Raw genomic sequence first — 18,822 nt, 5'->3', positions numbered from 1 at the left:
TATTGAAATGGGCTTTTAGGAGGAATAAATATTATGACGAAAGATTTTTACACTGCATTGAAAGAAAGACGTTCTTACTATGGAATCAATAAAGAGGTACAAGTATCTGATGAAAGAATTAAAGAAATTGTTGAATTTGCTGTAAAATATACTCCATCTGCTTTCAACTCCCAAACTGCACGTCTTGTTGTATTAACAGGAGAAGCGCATGATAAATTATGGGACATTACGACTGAAACGTTAAGAAAAGTAGTCGGAGAAGCCGATTTCACAGCCACTCAGCAAAAAATGGATTCCTTTAAAGCTGGATACGGAACAGTATTATTCTTTGAAGATGAAGCAGTAGTTAAATCTCTTCAAGAACAATTCGTTACATATGCTGACAATTTCCCAATCTGGTCAAACCAAGCATCAGGTATGCACCAGTTAGTTGTATGGACAGCATTGGAAGCAGAAGGATTAGGAGCGTCTTTACAACATTATAATCCGCTAATTGATGAAGAAGTAAAAAAGGAATGGAATATCCCTGGGGAATATAAATTAATTGCCCAAATGCCATTTGGTAATCCAAATTCTCCACCAGGTGAAAAAGAATTCCAACCACTTGAAGATCGTGTTAAATTCTATAAATAAGGTGAACAGGAAGAAAGACGCCTAATAGTCTCTCCCTTAGATTTACTCAAAAGATTTAAAAGTCTGTGAGGGTTTCGAGGTCACTGAAAAACTGACGGTTATTTTTCATTTCAATAAAATAACTCATCAAAAAAGATGACTCATATTCGGTTTTGAATATTGAGTCATCTTTTTATCTAGTATAATTTAGAATACCCTGGGTTTCTTAATTTAATTGTTAAACAGTATTGCCAGTAGGGTATTTTACGGCGCTGGCAAAAGTTCAATATGTATAAAAAATGGCGGGAAATCAACATTAGTTTTTCGCCATTCTTTTCTTTGTTCATGCATGATTATATAAACTTTGATGGATAAGGGTTGTTTTCAAGGGTGTGATTGAATTATTTTAATCTCATATAAATTATGTGTGTATGATATAGGAGCGATGATTATTCAGTAGACACTTCATCTAAAGTAAAGTCGCATTTCTTCTCCTATAACTCATCGTTTTACTCTGTGTTATTATTTTTGAGACATAGAAGAATAAATTCCGTAAATAGCTTTTGTTTCTGCAATAAATCTTCTGTTCCTTCATTCACACACCAGTTGAAAATAACTCCCCTTATTGTTACTAAGACAAATTCAAATAGTTCATTATCTGATTTATCTGTGCGGAATTCTGAACTTTTTTGACCAGCTTCAATAATATTAAGAAGGTTTTTCATTAAAGGTCGATCTTCCATTTGGAATAATCTGTTATCAGGGCGGAATATATGTTTGAGTATGTTATATCCTGTAGTATTAGCACTGTACTCGAAATATGATGTAATATAGGTTTCCAATTTCGTTGTATAGTTGTGAAATTCTTTGCCGCGTAGTGATTGATTGTAATGTTTGTCTGCTTGGCTATAGATTTCTAATAATATATCATCTTTTCCTTTGTAATGATGATAGAAAGCTCCAATGGAGACATCTGCACTCTTACAAATATCAGAAATAGAAACGTTTTCATATTCTTTTTCTGAAATGAGCTTGTATGCAGTTTGAAAAATACGTGATTTAGTTTCAACTGCTTTAATGTCACGACTTGTTAATTTTGATTTAGACATTTTATTCTCCTCATGTCATTTAATTTCTATGTATTTTAATGTAACTGCTATGTAATAACTTATTTTGAGAAACATTTATAAGGCTATTATCATGTATTTTACTATTTAGTAAAACGATTGTACAAGGACTGAAATTCTTGTTACAGACAAATGTACCAACGCAATCCTGTAAGCATCAATTATAGACAGTAAAACCGTTTAGGGAATCAAGTCGTATAACTGATTTTAAATAAACCAAAGAATGCTTGATTCTAACTTAAAGCGGAATCGGGTATTTTTATTGGACAAGTGTTGAGATTGGTTATTTAAGAGAGGGACGCTAACAAACCTAAGTAATATCCCTAGTTTTAAAGAGTAGGATTTAAATCTACTTCGAAAACCTTTTATTTAAATAGTCTATTTATTAGCGAAAATATGTATGGAATACAATTGATTGTAATAATAAGTTAATCCTTTACTTGTATCCCAATTATACCAAAAAAAGGTTGACAGTTAAATGAAAACGCTTTAAATTATATTTAACAGAACATATTCGGTGAATTGATTCTGTTAAATATATTGTTGTATTGGTGAATGATCAAAACAGAAGGAGATTATAATCATGGTACAAAATCGTACAGTAATTGTTACCGGTGCAGCACAGGGCATTGGATATGCAATCGCAGAATCCTTTATTAACAATGGAGATTTTGTTGCTATCTTTGATTTAAATGAAGAAGCAGCTAAAAGCGGGGCTGAAAGATTAGGAAATGCAAAAGGCTATAAAGTAAACGTAGCAGACGAAGAAAGCGTAAAAATGGCTATTGAACAAGTCATTGCTGAACGTGGAACGGTCGACGTATTAGTTAACAATGCAGGAGTTCAACATATTTCTCCAATCGAAGACTTCCCGGTAGAAAAATGGGATCTTTTAATAGACGTTATGTTGAAAGGAACATTCTTAACAACAAAATACGTGATTCCTACAATGAAAAAACAAAATAAAGGTCGTATTATCAATATTTCTTCGGCTCACGGCAGAATGCCTGATGCTTATAAATCTGCCTATTGTGCAGCGAAATATGGACAAGTTGGTTTCACTCAGGTGACAGCATTAGAAACTGCTAAATTTGGTATTACTTGCAATGCGATTATGCCTGGACCAGTACGTACAGAACTAATCGAAAAACAATTGCCAAAACTTGCAGAACAAGATGGAACTACTGTAGAAGAAGCTCTAAATCATCACATCCTAGGCAAACAATGGATGAAACGTCTTCTTGAACCTTCAGAAATAGGCGCTACAGCTGTATTCTTAGCTTCAGATGGCGCGGCAGCCATCACTGGTGAAGGAATCGGTGTTACAGGCGGTAGCTAAAAAACATAAAACAGTTTTTTTAGACATAAAAGTCCGAATATTAAAAAAATAACTAATGAAAAGGCGGGATTATAATGGAAAAATTAATTATCACGGTAGCTACAACAGGAGATTTTGCAACGAAGGATCACACTCCTTATTTACCAACGACACCACAGGAAATTGCTGATTCTATTTATGAATCATGGAAAGCGGGTGCAGCCATTGCCCATATTCATGTTCGTGATGAGGACGGAATTCCGACTTTAGATTTAGATAAGTATCGTGAAGTAAGAAGACTATTAGAAGAGAAGAATTGTGATATCATTATTAACTTTACGACTGCTGGTGGAGAACTGAAAGACGTAACAAAAAGATTTCCAGTTGTTGAATTACAACCTGAGATTGCTTCCTATGATGCAGGGTCTTTCAATATCGGACCAAATGTATTTATTCATACGCCTGCCATGCTAGAGCAATTAGCAGAGAAAATGTTGGAAAACAATGTGAAACCAGAACTTGAAGTGTTCGATGTTGGGATGATTCATAATGCCCTACGCGTTGCTAAAAAAGGACTAATTAAACCGCCTTACTTTTTCCAATTTGTATTAGGGGCACAAGGTGGAATTCCTGCTACACCTGAAACTCTAATGTTTATGAGAAATAGTATTCCAGAAGGCGCTATCTGGTCAGCTATTGGGGCGAGTAAAGATCAGCTAATGATTAATACCATGACTATTCTACTTGGCGGACATGTTCGTGTAGGTATGGAAGATGCTGTTTATTTCCGTAAGGGCGAACTAGCAAAAACCAACGCACAATTTGTAAAGAGAATTGTAGAATTAGCCGAAACACTAGGTCGCAAAGTCGCAACACCTGACGAAGCTAGAGAGATTCTAGGGTTAAAAGTAAAGAAGCCTGCAAATTCTTAATGGATTACACTTGTTCTTGATTACGCCGTGTGCACGTTTTGTTTAGGAAGAATGATAAGGGGGATTTCCATAAGATGAATTCAATAAGTCAATCCATTGAGCGTACAACAATTAAAAAGACAATGACACGCATACTACCATTTGTCTTGATATGTTATATCATTGCGTATTTAGACCGTGTGAATTTAGGGTTTGCTGCTTTAGAAATGAACGCAGACCTGGCACTATCCGCAGAAGTTTTTGGTTTATTGTCAGGTATTTTCTTTATTGGCTATTTCTTATTTGAAATACCAAGCAATTTGATTATGCACAAAGTCGGAGCGAAAGTCTGGATTGCCCGAATTATGATCACATGGGGTCTTATCACGATTCTCACAGCATTTGTGCAATCGGCTACACATTTGTATATTGTCCGTTTTTTAATGGGAATTGCTGAGGCAGGCTTCTTCCCAGGGATTATTTTATATTTTACTTATTGGTTCCGAAGCCAAGAAAGAGGGCGTGCTTCTGCCATTCTTACGTTGGCTTTACCAATTGGTACTATTATAGGGGCCCCCCTTTCAACTTGGATTATGGACAATATTGCATGGAATGGGATGGCGGGTTGGAGATGGATGTTTATTCTTGAAGGAATTCCGGCCATTATTTTAGGGGTTATCGTATTATTTTACTTAACGAATCGTCCGAAAGATGCTAAATGGTTAACAGATGAAGAAAAAAATTGGCTGGAAAATGAATTAGATAGAGAAAGACGTCAAAGCCTTGCGGTAAATAAAGCAACGAAATTAGATATGATTAAAGATTCAAAGGTATGGAAGTTAGCGTTTATTTACTTTGCGCATTATACATCGATGTACGGTCTTGGCTTTTGGCTTCCTAGCATCGTTAAATCATTTGCTGCTAGTTCTAGTAATATGGAAATTGGTTGGTTAACCATTATACCGGCAATAGTTGGGATTCCTTCTATGTTACTCTTTGCGTGGAGTTCGGATAAAAGAAAGGAACATCGGAAACATTTGATTGGAAGCCTTCTTATTGCAGGAGTATGTTTTATCCTGTCTGGTTTTGCAGATAGTGCAACGATGACCATTACCTTGATTGCCTTTGCGGCAATTGGACTATACGGGTTTATAGGCACCTTTTTCTCCTTTATGACACTATTTTTTACAGAATCGACTGCACCAGCCGGCATCGCAATGGTGAATGCATTTGCGAGTTTGGGGGGATTTGTTGGCCCAATGATCTTTGGACAGTTAGCTATTTCAACCGGGATGTTCACGCTTGGTACGTTAATTATTCTTGGTGGCGCGGTTATTCTAACGTTGAAGAAAAAAGGATTAAGTGTTGTAAGTGAAAAAGAGGCTGAGGTAAAAACTATTTCTTAAATAATAGTTATGTAGAATTAGCTAAAATACTAGATTGAGAAGCGGCAACGCGAGATGAAGTTAGAGAATTGATAGACTTTAAAATGTAAGAATATTACTAAATCTTAAATAGAAGAATTTTTACAGTAGAGATGATTACTTAAAGTATAGAGGAGATGTTGAAGAATGGTCATAGAGTATTCATTTAGAGTAAGGTGGGGAGATACGGATGCTGCGGGAATTGTATTTTATCCTAATTTTTATAAATGGATGGACGAGGCCACACATGAGTTTTTAGCTGCTATCGGTTATCCAACTTCTACCTTATACGCTGAGCAGCAAGTCAGTGTCCCGCTGCTTGAAGCAAACTGTCAATTTAAGAGTCCGTTATTGTTTGAAGATAATGTGACCGTTCATAGTAAAGTCGTGGAATTGCACCAAAAAGTGTTCAAAATAAGCCATACGTTTTTCAAAGAGGAAAAAATCGTCGCGGAAGGGTATGAAGTTCGCGCTTGGACATCGTTTAAAGAAAAGCCAAAGGCTTGTCCAATTCCAAATGAAGTGCGAGAAAAAATGATGCCTGAAAATGCCGAGATAGTAAAGAGTTGAAGCATATGTTGAAGCCATGTTAGAAGCAAGGTAAAGGTATTTTCAGATCGTGTCATTTCTTTTGTGATTACATTTATAAGATAAACAAAGGGAAGGGATGTCTAGCATTAATTTGTGGACATCCTTTTTAAAATAATAAATAGAATTTCAAGTTCTCATTAAGTTTAAATAGCTTTAATTGAAGAGAGTGGAATGACGCAGGAATAGCCTATAACTTTTGTAAAATGTTTAACAATTATTTTATGTAAGGAAGTCAATAAAAAGATCATGAGGTTTTCGCCTTTACTCAGAGCGGACTGATGCTCGTTGAAATACAGAGGAATGTAACTGTTGAGAAAGTACGAGAAAAAACGGAAGTGTAATTTTCAGGTTCTTCTGAACTTGTAGTTGTAAACTAAGAGCAACTGGAAGAGATTATACTATGATAAGAACAGTTATTTTAGATGGTGCAAGAACCCCATTTGGTAAATTTGGAGAAGCACTATCGTCAATTTGATTTTGGAGGATAAGGGAATTGTTATAAAGAGAAGAGAATCTATTCCTAATATTAGGGAATATTGATTCTCTTCTTTTTGATTTAGGGAATTTTATATGAATCCGCATCTGTTAATTATCCAAAACGATACAATTACTTCGTAAATGGGCAACGAGTTCTGAGTAATTTCTTTTATGGATAGTTGCAAAATTTGCGAGTATTTATTGTTTTAAATGGAATATTAAAGAGCAGAATAGGTGTTTTGTAAAGGGAACGATTAAAGTTGGGAACAAAGGGTTTAATGTATTTAAAACTTTTTTAATACTGTAATAACTAATTGTTTTGGAAGAACAGAACCAATTAAGAGGTGGATAATGGCTTGGATAAAAGTAGCTAATACGGATGATGTTAAACAGGTTGGCGACATGAAGGGGATTAATGTAAGTGAACAAAGTCTAGTTCTATTTAAGATAGAGGAAGGTTATTTTGTTACTTCTAATCTTTGTACGCATAGAAAACAGTATTTAACAGATGGTTCAGTAGATGGAAGTGCAGTGAATTGTCCAAGGCATGGCGGAAAATTTGATATCAAAACAGGGGAGCCATTGGCTGGTCCATGTTATACAGCTTTAGAGACTTACCCTGTTGATATTCGAGATGACGAATTGTGGATTAATATATAAAACTAGGTGGAGGTAATCGTAACGATGGATAAACAAATTTGGTTCAAAGATTTACATGATTTAGATCTTGAAGATTTAGTTCAATTAAAATGGAACATTCGTCAGGGATTCTTCCCTGATGCAGACTGGCACCAAAAGCCAACTTCTCAGAATCCTGAAGGTATTACTATGGACGAATGGTTGAGCACTCTTGAGGAGGAATTTGTCAGACTAGGTATTTAGTTTTAATAAGAGATTGATGAAGATGAAAAGGATAAAGATAAAAGCAGTGTAATTTCGAATTGTGAAATCCACTGCTTTTACATCCATTTACCTTCTAGTTATCTATGTTTTTCCTCAACTATTTAATCCCAAGCATTCTCTTTTTCCTCATTTTATCTAGGTTCTCCTTTTTATATTTTTTGTAAAGACAAATCAAATACCAAAAAACGTATTCGGTTATATCTGAATTCCGTAGGAATATATGCTTTCTTATTTCACGTTCTTCATCAAATAGCTTGTATTGTTCTTCTAATCTTAAAATATCACTTTCTAATTGTTTTAGTTGATCCTGAAATGACTTTTCTATCATCTCGTTAGAAATAGCCGTTCGCATGAGAAGCGACATATTTTGAAAAATAGTATGAACTTTCTCTATATAATGTTTCTTATAATTCGGTGGAGAATGAAAATATTCACTAATAAGGCGGACGTTATCCCAATTAAAATAATTCCAAAGCGATGCAGAGCATAGATTAAATCCTCATTTCCATGTGCACTCATAATTGTGAGTACGGTAACTAATGTAAGTGAAATGGTCTCCTCCATTTTTAATTTTAAACTTATTAAAATGACAATAATCATAACAAGACCGATGGCAAACGGATTATTTCCGAGAAAGTGCAAAGCGATTAATGCAATAATGACACCTAAGGTATTAGTTTGTACTTGATTCTAGATATATTTCCATGTTCGGTAAATCGACGGTTGGATAGTAAAAATAGCAGCTATTCCAGCAAACACCGCTGATTCAAAATTAAATAAAGAACAAATATATAAAGCGAGTGTAACAGCAATTCCTGTTTTAATAACTCGTGGTCCTAACTTCACAATGCTCAAATCCTCAGTTTCAGACGAAAGTCTAATTCAAATCTTCTTGAATTTATAAATTACTATTTCCGATATACAGTGTAACATCCATTTTTTGATTAATTTCTGCTTAATATTCCCTTTTTGTTAATATGTGTTTTTAATGGATGCGAAATAGAAGAAATATGAAAAGTTATTGAAGAAGAAATAGATGTAGCTCAAATGAAAAAGACTGTCCCTAATAGTCATCGAATAGTGATGGCATAAAGGTTCAGTCTTTTTTATTTTCTTTTTTGATATTGGCTTATTTTCCAATATAAACACAGATAACTTCATTTTTTGGGATAACTTCATTTTTTCAGGATAACTTAGAAATAAAATCTTAAACAAGAGAGGAGTACATGTATGAACATAAAATGGTCTTTATTAGTTATTTTCTTTGTCATAGTCACTGTACTGACTGGCTGTGACCCACTAATGGTTCTAGATCCTAAAGGACCTCAAGCCCAAACGCAAGCTAATGTGATTTGGATATCTATTGCGATAATGTCAGTTATTACTATTGCTGTTTGTGCATTTTTGGTTTTTGTGTTGGTAAAATATCGTGACTCTAAACTACCTAAAGATTATGAACCTCCCTACATTGAAGGGAATCACCTTGTTGAGTCAATTATTGTTGGGGTTCCAATTTTAATTGTCATTTTCTTCTCGGTAGTTACTATCATTTCTAACAATAAAGTAGAAGCCACTCCAGAGAAGTACAAAGGGCAAGATCCATTAGTAATTTACGCTTCAACATCTGATTGGAAGTGGCATTTTAGTTATCCCGAAAATGGGATAGAAACTGTGAACTACCTGTATATTCCGACAAAACGACCACTTGAATTTAAACTGTATTCATTTGGGCCTATCACGAGTTTCTGGGTTCCGCAGCTAGGCGGCCAAAAATATGCCATGGCCGATATGGTAACTACATTGCATTTAGCTGCTGACGAAGAAGGTGAAATGATGGGAAGGAATGCAAACTTTAGTGGAAAAGGATTTGCGCAAAATATGTTTCATGTCGAAGCTATGTCACAAGCTGAGTTTGATGACTGGGTAAAGGAAGTTAAAGACACAGCAGAGCCTATTACGGAAGCAAAGTTTAATGAATTATTGAAACCTGGTTATACGGGGCAATTAACTTTTACCGGAACACATTTAGGCTTTTCACCAGCTCCTGAACATCACCACGGTTCAAAAGATTCTAATGAAGATGTAAATGATGAATATATGGAGCATGATCATGAGTCAAGTAATGAATCAGCACACAATTATGAATAGTTTCTTGGCTTACCGCAAGAAAAATATGTTTAGAAAGGAAACACAAAAGTATGGGTTATTTCGCTAAATTTGCTGTACCTCATCCTAGTCCCGCCATTTATGCATCAATGATAGCCATTGGTGTGACAGTGTTTTTAATTATTTTTGGTCTAACGTACTTTAAAAAATGGATTTACTTGTGGAGTGAATGGATAACAACTGTCGATCATAAAAAAATTGGTACTATGTATCTAATATCGGCTTTGTTGATGTTATTTCGTGGTGGGGTAGATGCTCTGATGATGCGCACACAAACTGCCGTACCAGATAATAAATTATTAGATTCACAACACTATAATGAAGTTTTTTCAGCACACGGGGTTATTATGATTATCTTTATGGCCATGCCGTACATTATGGCTTTTATGAACATCGTAGTACCCTTACAGATTGGAGCTCGAGATGTAGCATTTCCACGTCTAAATGCTATCAGTTTTTGGTTGTTTTTTATGGGTGCGATGCTATTTAACATCTCTTTTGTAATTGGTGGTTCGCCTGATGCAGGGTGGTCATCCTATTTTCCACTTGCAGATAATGAATTTAGCCCGAGTGTTGGGACGAACTATTATATGATTGCTATTCAGATAGCTGGAATAGGTACATTAATGACAGGGATTAACTTTATTACGACTATTCTTAGAATGAGAGCACCTGGTATGACATTAATGAGAATGCCAATGTTTACATGGTCTGCTTTCGTTACAAGTATTATTATCATTTTTGCCTTCCCTGTATTAACAATAGCGCTGCTTATGGGAACAATGGATCGATTATTCGACACCAAATTTTTTGCAACGACTGATGGTGGTATGGATATGCTATGGGCGAACCTATTCTGGGTTTGGGGTCATCCTGAAGTATATATCCTAATACTTCCCGCATTCGGTATTTTCAGTGAGATTATCCCAACTTTTTCGCGACGCAACATATATGGCTACAAATCCATGGTTATCTCAATGGTTGTAATCTCTCTCTATTCATTTTTTGTTTGGACTCATCACTTTTTCACAATGGGTCAAACGGCATATGTTAATAGTATTTTCTCCATTACAACGATGGTTATTGCTGTTCCAACCGGTATTAAGATTTTTAACTGGTTGTTCACGATGTGGAAAGGACGAATTAGGTTTACCGTGCCTATGCTTTATTCAATAGCTTTCATCCCGCTTTTCACAATTGGTGGAGTGACTGGGGTTATGCTTGCGATGTCGGCAGCGGATTATCAATACCATAATACAATGTTTTTAGTAGCTCACTTCCATAATGTCATCATTCCAGGTGTAGCATTTGCCGTGCTTGCTGGCAGCACTTACTACTGGCCGAAAATTTTTGGTTTTATGTTAAATGAAAGGATTGGGAAATGGGCGTTTTGGTTTCAAACTATTGGTTTTTCTTTAGCTTTCTTCCCTATGTATATCACTGGTTTAGATGGACAAGCACGTCGGATGTATACGTATTCTGAAGCAACTGGATATGGACCATTAAATTTTGTTTCCTTTATAGGGGCGGCTTTTATGGCGATTAGCTTTGTATTAATCGTGTATACCATTTACTACAGCATTCGTCATGCTCCAAGACATGTTGGCGGTGATCCATGGGATGCACGTTCTCTTGAATGGGCTACTCATAATCCAGTACCTGAGTATAACTTTGCTATTATTCCGCAAGTGGATTCAAGGGAACCATTTTGGGATGCTAAATACAAAGGACATGAATTATTCAAAGGTGACTATAAGAAAATTCATATGCCTAATAATAGTGGCGTACCGTTTATCATGTCTGCTATCTTCTTTGTGTTTGGATTTGCGTTAGTATTCAGTATGTGGATTCTGGCAGTTATTTCGTTAATCGGTATCTTTGTTTGTATGGCCCATCGTTCATTTGAGATTGATCATGGACATTATATTTCTGTAGAAGAAATTAAAGAAACAGAAGTGAAAATGGGAGGTAATCATAAATGAAAGTAGACCACTCGCAACCTCTTGAATATAGTACGGAACAAAATCGTTTAAATATTTTAGGCTTCTGGGTTTTCCTTGGTGCTGAAATTATGCTCTTTGGAACACTTTTTACATCTTATTTCACATTAGTGGACCGTACAGGTGACGGTCCTACCGGGGTAGAAATTTTTGAAATCTTCCCCGTACTTATGGAAACTTTCTTGCTCTTAACAAGTAGCTTTGTCATTGGACTGGGCATTCATGCTATGCGGCTTGGAAATAAGAAGGCCATGTTAACGTTCTTTGTTATTACGCTTCTCCTTGGACTAGGATTTTTAGGCTTTGAAATTGATGAGTTCATGGTTTATTATCACGAAGGAGCTACCCTGCAAACTAGTGCCTTTACATCGATGCTCTTTACAACATTAGGAACGCATGGGGCTCATGTTACATTAGGATTTTTCTGGGGATTATTTATTATCATCCAGGTGGCAAAGCGCGGGATAACGCCTGAGACGGCCAATAAATCATTCATCTTCTCTCTTTACTGGCATTTCTTAGATGTTGTCTGGATTTTTATTTTTACCTTTATCTACTTGGAAGGGATGACGCGAGCATGAGAGAATTATTTCCAGCCAAACAGGTATGGGGCTTTATATTGTCACTGGTTTTGACGGCAGCGGCCCTTCTAGTTTATTTCTTCAATATGTCGAGAACGATAGGCATGACGATTTTTATCGTGACAGCATTTATACAAGCATCTGTTCAACTCGTTGTGTTTATGCATGCTCGTGAAACAGATGATAGCAAATCTATTTTCGCGAATATATATTACGCCTTACTTATTGCCTTAGTGACGATTTTCGGTACACTATTATGTATGATTTGGGGTTGGAAATACTGATTGGATGTATCGAAGGGGATCTCTATTTGCCGCGGCGAGAAAGGAAAAGTTGGATTTTGAAAAATATAGTATGAAAGAAGCGTTCATTAAGTACAATTGTTACTTGATGAACGCTATTTGAGTTAGATTAAGGGTTCACTTTAAATTAAAACATTTCTATTACACAGGTTCGAAATAAATCTGCTGATGGTGATAATGTATGTCCATTTAACCAGGCGATGCCTATTTCCCTATGACAATACGGTTTGGAAATTGAAATTTGTTTAATCTTATTCGAGCTGATTCCATGAAATGCTGGAATAATGGTAACTCCAAGCCCGGATGAAACAAGACCAGCCAGAGTGGAAACGTCTTCTCCTTCAAATTTTATTCGCGGAGTAAATCCTGCTTTTTCACAAAAGTTGTTAATGACCCCTCTCATCCCTAGCCCTTTCTTAAAGCTAATAAAATTGTCATCGGATAATTCACTAAGAGCTACCGAAGACTTTGATGCGAACCGATGGTTGGCAGGTACATATAAGAATAGCTCCTCATCCATTAATGGATGCCATGTAATATTTGGATTATGCTCAAATGAACTAATCAGACATAAATCAACTTCTCTGTTGAGGAGCTGCTGAATGCTGCTTAATGTTTTGTTCTGATAGAGTTGAATTTCCACATGGGGATATTGTTTGTTAAAACTGCTGATTATTTCAGGCAAAATAGTTATGCCTAATGTTTGTAGAAAAGCAAGAGAAACGTTTCCTGTATATGGATTCTTCAACTGATTAATCTCCTGGATGCCAATCGAAATCTCATTTAATCCACTTTCAACTCGTTTCAAGAAAAGTCGCCCAAACTTATTTAGCTGAACGGAACGTCCAGCCCTCTCAAAAAGTGTGACTCCAAGTTCTTCTTCTAATTTATGAATAGAACGGCTGAGGGCAGGTTGAGAAATTGCTAACAGCTCTGCCGATTTTCTAAAGTGTTCTGTTTTTGCGACTACACGAAAATATTCAAGTTGCTGCCACTCCATTTTATACGCTCTCTTTCTTATTGATAATGAAAAGGTATCATTTTCATAATTATAATGCAATAGACGTTATCCTTATTTAAGAAGTACACTGAATGTAGATAAAAATAAGGAGATGTTTTTTATGCAATATATCGAATTTGGCACCCCTGCATATCGTCGGATCTTCCTGAGCATGCTGTTAGGAAGTACCGTTACTTTTGCGATTTTGTACAGTCCTCAACCGTTAATTCATACCTTTTCCAAACAATTTAATATATCGCCATCAACGTCAAGCTTAACGATTTCCTTTGCAACAGTCGCACTGGCAGTTAGCATGCTGTTTATTACAGTGTTTTCAAATGCTTGGGGTCGAAAGAAAATCATGGGGATATCTTTACTTTTCACATCACTAGTAGGCATTTTAGCTTCTTTCAGCCCCAATTTTGAAACTTTGCTTTTTTTACGAATATTACAAGGAATTGCTATGGGTGGCTTTCCGGCTATCGCTATGACCTATTTAAGTGAGGAGGTTTCTCCAAAGCATATTGGGCGAATCATGGGTATTTATATAGGTGGTTCTGCTTTTGGCGGTTTTTTGGGGCGGATAATTGTCAGTACATTAACTGATTTTTTCTCATGGCATATAGCTCTTTTAGTTTTAGGGTTATTTAGTTTAATAGGCAGCTTGTTGTTCTGGATTTATTTGCCTGAATCCCAAAACTTCAGAAAGGCAAACCTTTCATTTGGTAACTGGGCAACAGGAATATCAAGCGGTTTAAAGAATAAAAGCTTATTTTGTATTTATGGAATAGGTTTTTTATTAATGGGTGTCTATGTATCCTTATTTAATTATATTGGTTTTCCCTTATCAAAATCCCCATATCATTTAAGTCAAACCGCGATTGGCTTTTTATTCATTTTTCAATTGACTGGATCATGGAGTTCGTATCTTTTTGGGAATCTTACAGAAAGATATTCACGTTCTCGTTTGGTGAGCGGGGCTATTGTCATGGCTCTGATTGGCTCTTTGATGACATTATCAAGTAATATCTTTCTTCTCATTATAGGACTCATCCTATTTGCATCCGGATTCTTTGCGGCTCATAGCATAGCAAGTGGCTGGATAGGCATCATTTCACACCCTCGTTCAAAAGCATATGCTTCATCTTTATACTTATTGTGCTATTATATTGGATCCAGTCTTATTGGTTGGTTTGGCGGAGTATTTTTAAGCCATTTTGGATGGAGTGGAGTTATTTTTATGATTTGCGGGCTATTAATCTTCACTAGCTTACTGGTAATTGTAATAAGTCAATCACTCCGTTTATCACGGATGGAAGCAGTTCAAACGTCGTGAACAGTATGAAACAAATCCAGAGCATACTTCTCTCGAAAATCAGCGTAAGGAACGTGCTTAATTAAAAGAAAGGAAGTGTCAAACACAGTAAAAAGAATAAAGGGGAGGAGTAAAGTGGAACGTTAAAAAACATATATCCCTGTACTAAGTAGGGATATATGTTTTTTAATTCTTCAATAGTTAATCAAATAGCAGGGGAATCGGTCTATAGTCTAATAATTCCATTGGTATATTATAAGTGATTCTTTCAGACGTGTATTCAGAAGATGCTTTTATATTACCATTCATCCGTTGTTTAATTGAGTTTTTTAAAGTTATTTTAATTTTTTTATATATTGTTCAACTAGACGATTTAACCGCTCCATTTGAAACGCATAATTATAAATGGATGAGCCGATTACAGCAAGTTGGATTTTTTGTTTATGGTCTTCGTTATAAGAATAAATAACTTTTTCTAAAAAGGAAATTGTTTGCCCCATAATATCGCCTTCAAGTTGGGGTTCATCAATTTTTATTTTTCCATCGTACTTTAATAAAAAAAGTTCATGATACTTGATTAAATGTTCTAAGTGCTGATCAAATAATAAATTTTCTTCTGTGCTTGGTTTACTTTGAAAATAAAAGGAGTCGATATTTTCCAATACAATAAATCCTTGGTGAAGGGATTTAAGCATTTGCTTGAACACGACAATTTCGCGTAGATTCATGTTATTTAATTTTGCCATTTTTTCACGTTCTTCATCAAATAGCTTATATTGGTCTTCTAATTTTAAAATATCATTTTCTAATTGCTTCAGTTGATCTTGGAACGATTTTTCTGTCATTTCATTGGAAATAGCCGTTCGCATGAGGAGTGACATATTTTGAAAAATAGTATGAACTTTCTCTATGTAATTTTTCTTGTAATTGGGTGGAAAAATAAAAATATTCACTAATAAAGCTGATGTCATTCCAATTAAAATAATTCCAAAGCGATGCAAAGCAAAGCTCAAATCCTCATTTCCGGGTGCACTCATGATTGCGAGTACGGTAACTAATGTAAGTGAAATGGTTTCCTCCATCTTTAATTTTAAACTTATTAAAATTACGATGATCATAACAAGACCCATGGCAAACGGATCATTCCCAAGAAAATGCAAAGCAATTAGTGCGATAATGGCACCGAGGGTATTTGTTTGCACTTGGTTCCAGATATGTTTCCATGTTCGGTAAATCGATGGTTGGATTGTAAAAATGGCAGCTATTCCAGCAAACACCGCTGATTCAAGGTTAAATAAAGAACAAATATATAAAGCAAGTGTAACAGCCATTCCTGTTTTAATAACTCGTGGGCCTAACTTCACAATGCTCAAATCCTCCATTTCAGACGCACTCTTTAATCTCAATGATATGGTTTCATAAATTATCCTTTCAAATATACGGTGTAACCTCGACTTTTTCAATTCCTTTTGATAATAAGATTAATATTTCTTTCTTTTTCATTTGTTGAAATAACAGTTTGCATTAAATAGTTAAGTAGATGTAAAATAATGAGTGTTTTCCTTGTTTTTACAGGAAAGTTCAATCAATATAGTATTACAAATTATATTTTTCTAAAATATTAGTAAGCTTAAAGGGGAGACGGACAAAATGATAGAACTATCACGTAAAAAAATGATTATATATATGGCATGTCTTGTTCTAATATGGGGACTATGCTGGCCGATTTACAAGTTTACGCTTTCTTATACGCCACCTCTTTTATACGCTGGGATGCGCGCTCTTATCGGGGGAGTATTATTGTCTATTTTATGTTTTCCAAAAAGAAAAAGCATAAGATGGAGTGAAAATTGGCGTATCTATTGTGTTTCTGCGTTATTCAATACTGTACTCTTCTTTGGACTTCAAACAATTGGTTTAATGTATTTACCAGGAGGCTTGTTTTCAGTCATTGTGTATTTACAACCGGTGCTTATCGGGATTTTTGCTTGGATTTGGTTGGGAGAAACAATGTCCGCTATAAAAGTTATTGGTCTTGTTATTGGTTTCCTAGGTGTAGGAGCTGTAAGTATAGGTGGAATTTCTGGACAAGTTTCACTTTTAGGTCTCGCATTAGCTATGATTACTGCTATTAGCTGGACTTTGGGTGTCATTTATGTGAAAAAAGTAAGTCCTAAGGTTGACTCCTTGTGGCTAGTAGCTCTACAGTCGGTATTAGGAGGAGTGGTGCTGACCGGTATGGGATTAGGGGTTGAAAGTTGGTCAGACATTGTTTGGAATAGCACCTATGTATTTGGATTAGTTTTTGGATCAACTTTAGGCATTCCTGTTGCTTATATTCTTTACTTTAAGTTATTAAATTCTGGTGAGACTAGCAAAGTAGCTTCCAGTACGTTTCTTGTACCACTTATCGCGGTATTATTCGGAACTTCGTTTTTAGGAGAGCCCTTTACACTTTCCCTTTTTGTTGGACTTATTTTAATCGCCAGCAGCATTTATTTAGTGAATCGTCCGAAGAAAAGTGAACCAGAATATAAACATACAACTCTCCAGGAAAAAATATGATCTTGAATTACATACTGGTATAAGAGTAATAAACAGAGATGAGCAAAGGTTTAGTCAAAACGAGGCTAAACCTTTGCTTTTTATTAAATTCCATCATACTTTTGCATACCTACAATAAAAAACAACGTCTTCGTTTTCGTCGTTAGTGCTCTCGGCAACGGCGGAAAGTTACCATACAGCTAAACTGCATTTTGGCACAACTGCCAATAAAGATTGTTTTACGTAATAGCAGCAGTATGGTTTTAGGGAGAATAAATTACTTCAGTCAACTTCTATCCCGCATAAGGTTTACTCTCTTAAGTCAATTTTGTTTTATTGCCATCTTTTTGTCCTACAGTGCCAGCCGGAACACGGTTAGCTCCAGATGGCATACTTTTATTAGGGTCGCCACTTATAAGGTCACTAGTAATGTTTAGGTTGTTATTAGGGGATTTTTGTCCTTTCGGCATGAGAATTCCTCCTTTCTAATGAAAACGTTTGTATTATTCCGCTAATTGTATAGCTTTAAACAAAAAGTTATTCCATAACCTCAACATGTGCTATGAGGGGAAGGATAAATCGCCCAGGTTTACAATTAATTAAATAGGAAGCCTCGACGTTAAAAGCTCATAATAAAGATGATTACATGAAAAGGGTGGAATCTTATATGTCTTTAGAATGGTTCGACAGAGTGTGTAGCGAATTAGAGGATAGCCTCGATTCAATTTGTGATAAGTATGATGAAAATGGTGGAATGTCAATAGAACGCGGGGCAAAGCATCCGAGAATTGAGTTTTTTATTGAAAATGAAGGTGTTGAAAGAGAGTATTTTTGTACCCTTTTTTTCGATCCGCATAATGAAGAATTCTATATCGAATCTTTTGAACCAGACCTTGGTCAAGCTAGTAAGGTCGTGCTAGCTGACATAGAAGATATTATTGATGCCGTTCATGAAAGCTTCCATATGTATCTGGAAGACGATAGCGTAGAAGAGGTATTTGTAGATGGGGAACAGCATTTCTACGAATCAGATGAGGATGAAGTAGCAGAACTGTTTGAGGAAATTGATGTAGAATGGGAAACTCCTGAGGTCACCGCTTATTTTCTAGAAGATGAAGTAGAGGTGACCTATCAGTTTGGGATTGTCCAAGAAACGGGAGATGGTGTACTCAAACGAATCAATCGTATTTGGACGGACGATGAAGAGATGTTAAAAGACGAAACAAACTTTATTTTTAGTAAGGAAGAAGCAAGTACAATTATAGCGATGATTGCTAGCCATATGGACTCATTAAGCACGATGGATTATCATGATTAAACTAGAAAAGGCTGACCCCAAAAAATGTGTATGTTTAAAGTGACCCCATAAAGTTAGACAGGTTATTTCATTGGGCAACGTGTAGGGCATGTGACCGGTATTGTACTGGGCTCATGCCTTTCTTACCTCTAGTCAAGTATTTTTAGATAATTTTATTCTAAGAGGTGAGTTTGTTTTGGAAGGAAGGGGTACCCCTTCCTTCCAAAACAAACTTTCGCACGATGAAAAGACCT

The 18,822-nt window shown here is 35.7% G+C and carries 18 protein-coding genes and 1 pseudogene; 14 read left to right on the top strand and 5 right to left on the bottom strand.

Going from position 1 to position 18,822, the window contains the following annotated elements:
• The first annotated feature begins 33 nt into the window (after nt 1-33).
• The gene (locus tag ACE199_RS03700) at nt 34-633 is read left to right on the top strand and encodes a nitroreductase family protein (protein ID WP_375348634.1); all 600 of its coding nucleotides are present in this window, start codon (nt 34-36) and stop codon (nt 631-633) included.
• Nucleotides 634-1,121: 488 nt separating this feature from the next.
• On the opposite strand, the gene ACE199_RS03695 is transcribed toward ACE199_RS03700, so the two are convergent.
• The gene (locus ACE199_RS03695) at nt 1,122-1,721 is read right to left on the bottom strand and encodes a TetR/AcrR family transcriptional regulator (protein ID WP_375348633.1); all 600 of its coding nucleotides are present in this window, start codon (nt 1,719-1,721) and stop codon (nt 1,122-1,124) included.
• Nucleotides 1,722-2,322: 601 nt separating this feature from the next.
• Between ACE199_RS03695 and ACE199_RS03690 the strand changes: the two genes are divergently transcribed.
• The 6 genes from ACE199_RS03690 to ACE199_RS03665 all read left to right on the top strand — a co-directional run bounded on the left by ACE199_RS03690 (nt 2,323) and on the right by ACE199_RS03665 (nt 7,342).
• Nucleotides 2,323-3,078 carry a 3-hydroxybutyrate dehydrogenase gene (locus ACE199_RS03690; RefSeq protein WP_375348632.1) on the top strand — a complete coding sequence of 252 codons (756 nt, stop codon included), beginning with the start codon at nt 2,323-2,325 and terminating at the stop codon, nt 3,076-3,078.
• Nucleotides 3,079-3,152: 74 nt separating this feature from the next.
• On the top strand, nt 3,153-3,989 hold the full coding sequence (locus tag ACE199_RS03685; protein ID WP_375348631.1) for a beta-keto acid cleavage family enzyme: 837 nt from the start codon (nt 3,153-3,155) through the stop codon (nt 3,987-3,989).
• Nucleotides 3,990-4,063: 74 nt separating this feature from the next.
• Nucleotides 4,064-5,374 carry an MFS transporter gene (locus ACE199_RS03680; RefSeq protein ID WP_252290151.1) on the top strand — a complete coding sequence of 437 codons (1,311 nt, stop codon included), beginning with the start codon at nt 4,064-4,066 and terminating at the stop codon, nt 5,372-5,374.
• 165 nt (nt 5,375-5,539) lie between these two features.
• Nucleotides 5,540-5,962: an acyl-CoA thioesterase gene (locus tag ACE199_RS03675; RefSeq protein WP_375348630.1), complete on the top strand. Its 423-nt coding sequence runs from the start codon at nt 5,540-5,542 to the stop codon at nt 5,960-5,962.
• 849 nt (nt 5,963-6,811) lie between these two features.
• Complete coding sequence (locus ACE199_RS03670; protein WP_375348629.1) at nt 6,812-7,120, top strand: Rieske (2Fe-2S) protein; 309 nt, start codon at nt 6,812-6,814, stop codon at nt 7,118-7,120.
• Nucleotides 7,121-7,144: 24 nt separating this feature from the next.
• Entirely contained in the window at nt 7,145-7,342 is a 198-nt protein-coding gene (locus tag ACE199_RS03665) for a hypothetical protein (RefSeq protein WP_127761001.1), read from the top strand.
• A gap of 411 nt (nt 7,343-7,753) precedes the next feature.
• Here the strand turns inward: ACE199_RS03665 and ACE199_RS03660 are convergent.
• A pseudogene (locus ACE199_RS03660) lies at nt 7,754-8,209 on the bottom strand (FUSC family protein).
• A 384-nt stretch (nt 8,210-8,593) separates the two neighbouring features.
• Here ACE199_RS03660 and qoxA point away from each other — a divergent pair.
• Genes qoxA through qoxD form a run of 4 tightly spaced genes read left to right on the top strand, consistent with a single transcriptional unit; the run spans nt 8,594 to nt 12,394 of the window.
• Nucleotides 8,594-9,511 carry a cytochrome aa3 quinol oxidase subunit II gene (gene qoxA / locus ACE199_RS03655; RefSeq protein ID WP_375348628.1) on the top strand — a complete coding sequence of 306 codons (918 nt, stop codon included), beginning with the start codon at nt 8,594-8,596 and terminating at the stop codon, nt 9,509-9,511.
• Nucleotides 9,512-9,561: 50 nt separating this feature from the next.
• Nucleotides 9,562-11,511 carry a cytochrome aa3 quinol oxidase subunit I gene (gene qoxB / locus ACE199_RS03650; protein WP_375348627.1) on the top strand — a complete coding sequence of 650 codons (1,950 nt, stop codon included), beginning with the start codon at nt 9,562-9,564 and terminating at the stop codon, nt 11,509-11,511.
• Nucleotides 11,508-12,110: a cytochrome aa3 quinol oxidase subunit III gene (gene qoxC, locus ACE199_RS03645; protein ID WP_375348626.1), complete on the top strand. Its 603-nt coding sequence runs from the start codon at nt 11,508-11,510 to the stop codon at nt 12,108-12,110. The genes qoxB and qoxC overlap by 4 nt, the downstream gene beginning before the upstream one ends.
• Nucleotides 12,107-12,394, top strand: a complete 288-nt coding sequence (gene qoxD / locus ACE199_RS03640; protein ID WP_375348625.1) for a cytochrome aa3 quinol oxidase subunit IV — start codon at nt 12,107-12,109, stop codon at nt 12,392-12,394. Before qoxC ends, qoxD begins: the two co-directional genes overlap by 4 nt.
• A gap of 145 nt (nt 12,395-12,539) precedes the next feature.
• Here the strand turns inward: qoxD and ACE199_RS03635 are convergent, their stop codons facing one another.
• Nucleotides 12,540-13,412, bottom strand: a complete 873-nt coding sequence (locus tag ACE199_RS03635) for a LysR family transcriptional regulator (RefSeq protein WP_375348624.1) — start codon at nt 13,410-13,412, stop codon at nt 12,540-12,542.
• A gap of 121 nt (nt 13,413-13,533) precedes the next feature.
• Between ACE199_RS03635 and ACE199_RS03630 the strand changes: the two genes are divergently transcribed.
• The gene (locus tag ACE199_RS03630) at nt 13,534-14,748 is read left to right on the top strand and encodes an MFS transporter (RefSeq protein ID WP_375348623.1); all 1,215 of its coding nucleotides are present in this window, start codon (nt 13,534-13,536) and stop codon (nt 14,746-14,748) included.
• A 314-nt stretch (nt 14,749-15,062) separates the two neighbouring features.
• On the opposite strand, the gene ACE199_RS03625 is transcribed toward ACE199_RS03630, so the two are convergent.
• On the bottom strand, nt 15,063-16,109 hold the full coding sequence (locus ACE199_RS03625) for an FUSC family protein (protein ID WP_375348622.1): 1,047 nt from the start codon (nt 16,107-16,109) through the stop codon (nt 15,063-15,065).
• 268 nt (nt 16,110-16,377) lie between these two features.
• Here ACE199_RS03625 and ACE199_RS03620 point away from each other — a divergent pair, with 268 nt between their 5' ends.
• Complete coding sequence (locus ACE199_RS03620; RefSeq protein ID WP_127760994.1) at nt 16,378-17,292, top strand: DMT family transporter; 915 nt, start codon at nt 16,378-16,380, stop codon at nt 17,290-17,292.
• Nucleotides 17,293-17,588: 296 nt separating this feature from the next.
• Here the strand turns inward: ACE199_RS03620 and ACE199_RS03615 are convergent, their stop codons facing one another.
• The gene (locus tag ACE199_RS03615) at nt 17,589-17,741 is read right to left on the bottom strand and encodes a hypothetical protein (RefSeq protein ID WP_375348620.1); all 153 of its coding nucleotides are present in this window, start codon (nt 17,739-17,741) and stop codon (nt 17,589-17,591) included.
• Between the two features lie 197 nt (nt 17,742-17,938).
• Here ACE199_RS03615 and ACE199_RS03610 point away from each other — a divergent pair, with 197 nt between their 5' ends.
• Nucleotides 17,939-18,589: a hypothetical protein gene (locus ACE199_RS03610; RefSeq protein WP_375348619.1), complete on the top strand. Its 651-nt coding sequence runs from the start codon at nt 17,939-17,941 to the stop codon at nt 18,587-18,589.
• Nucleotides 18,590-18,822 lie beyond the last annotated feature (233 nt).

Source organism: Peribacillus sp. Hz7 (assembly GCF_042136355.1).
GTDB classification, from domain to species: Bacteria; Bacillota; Bacilli; order Bacillales; family DSM-1321; genus Peribacillus; species Peribacillus asahii_A.
Note: the sequence above shows the minus strand (reverse complement) of the source record. Positions and strands in the feature narration are given on the sequence as shown.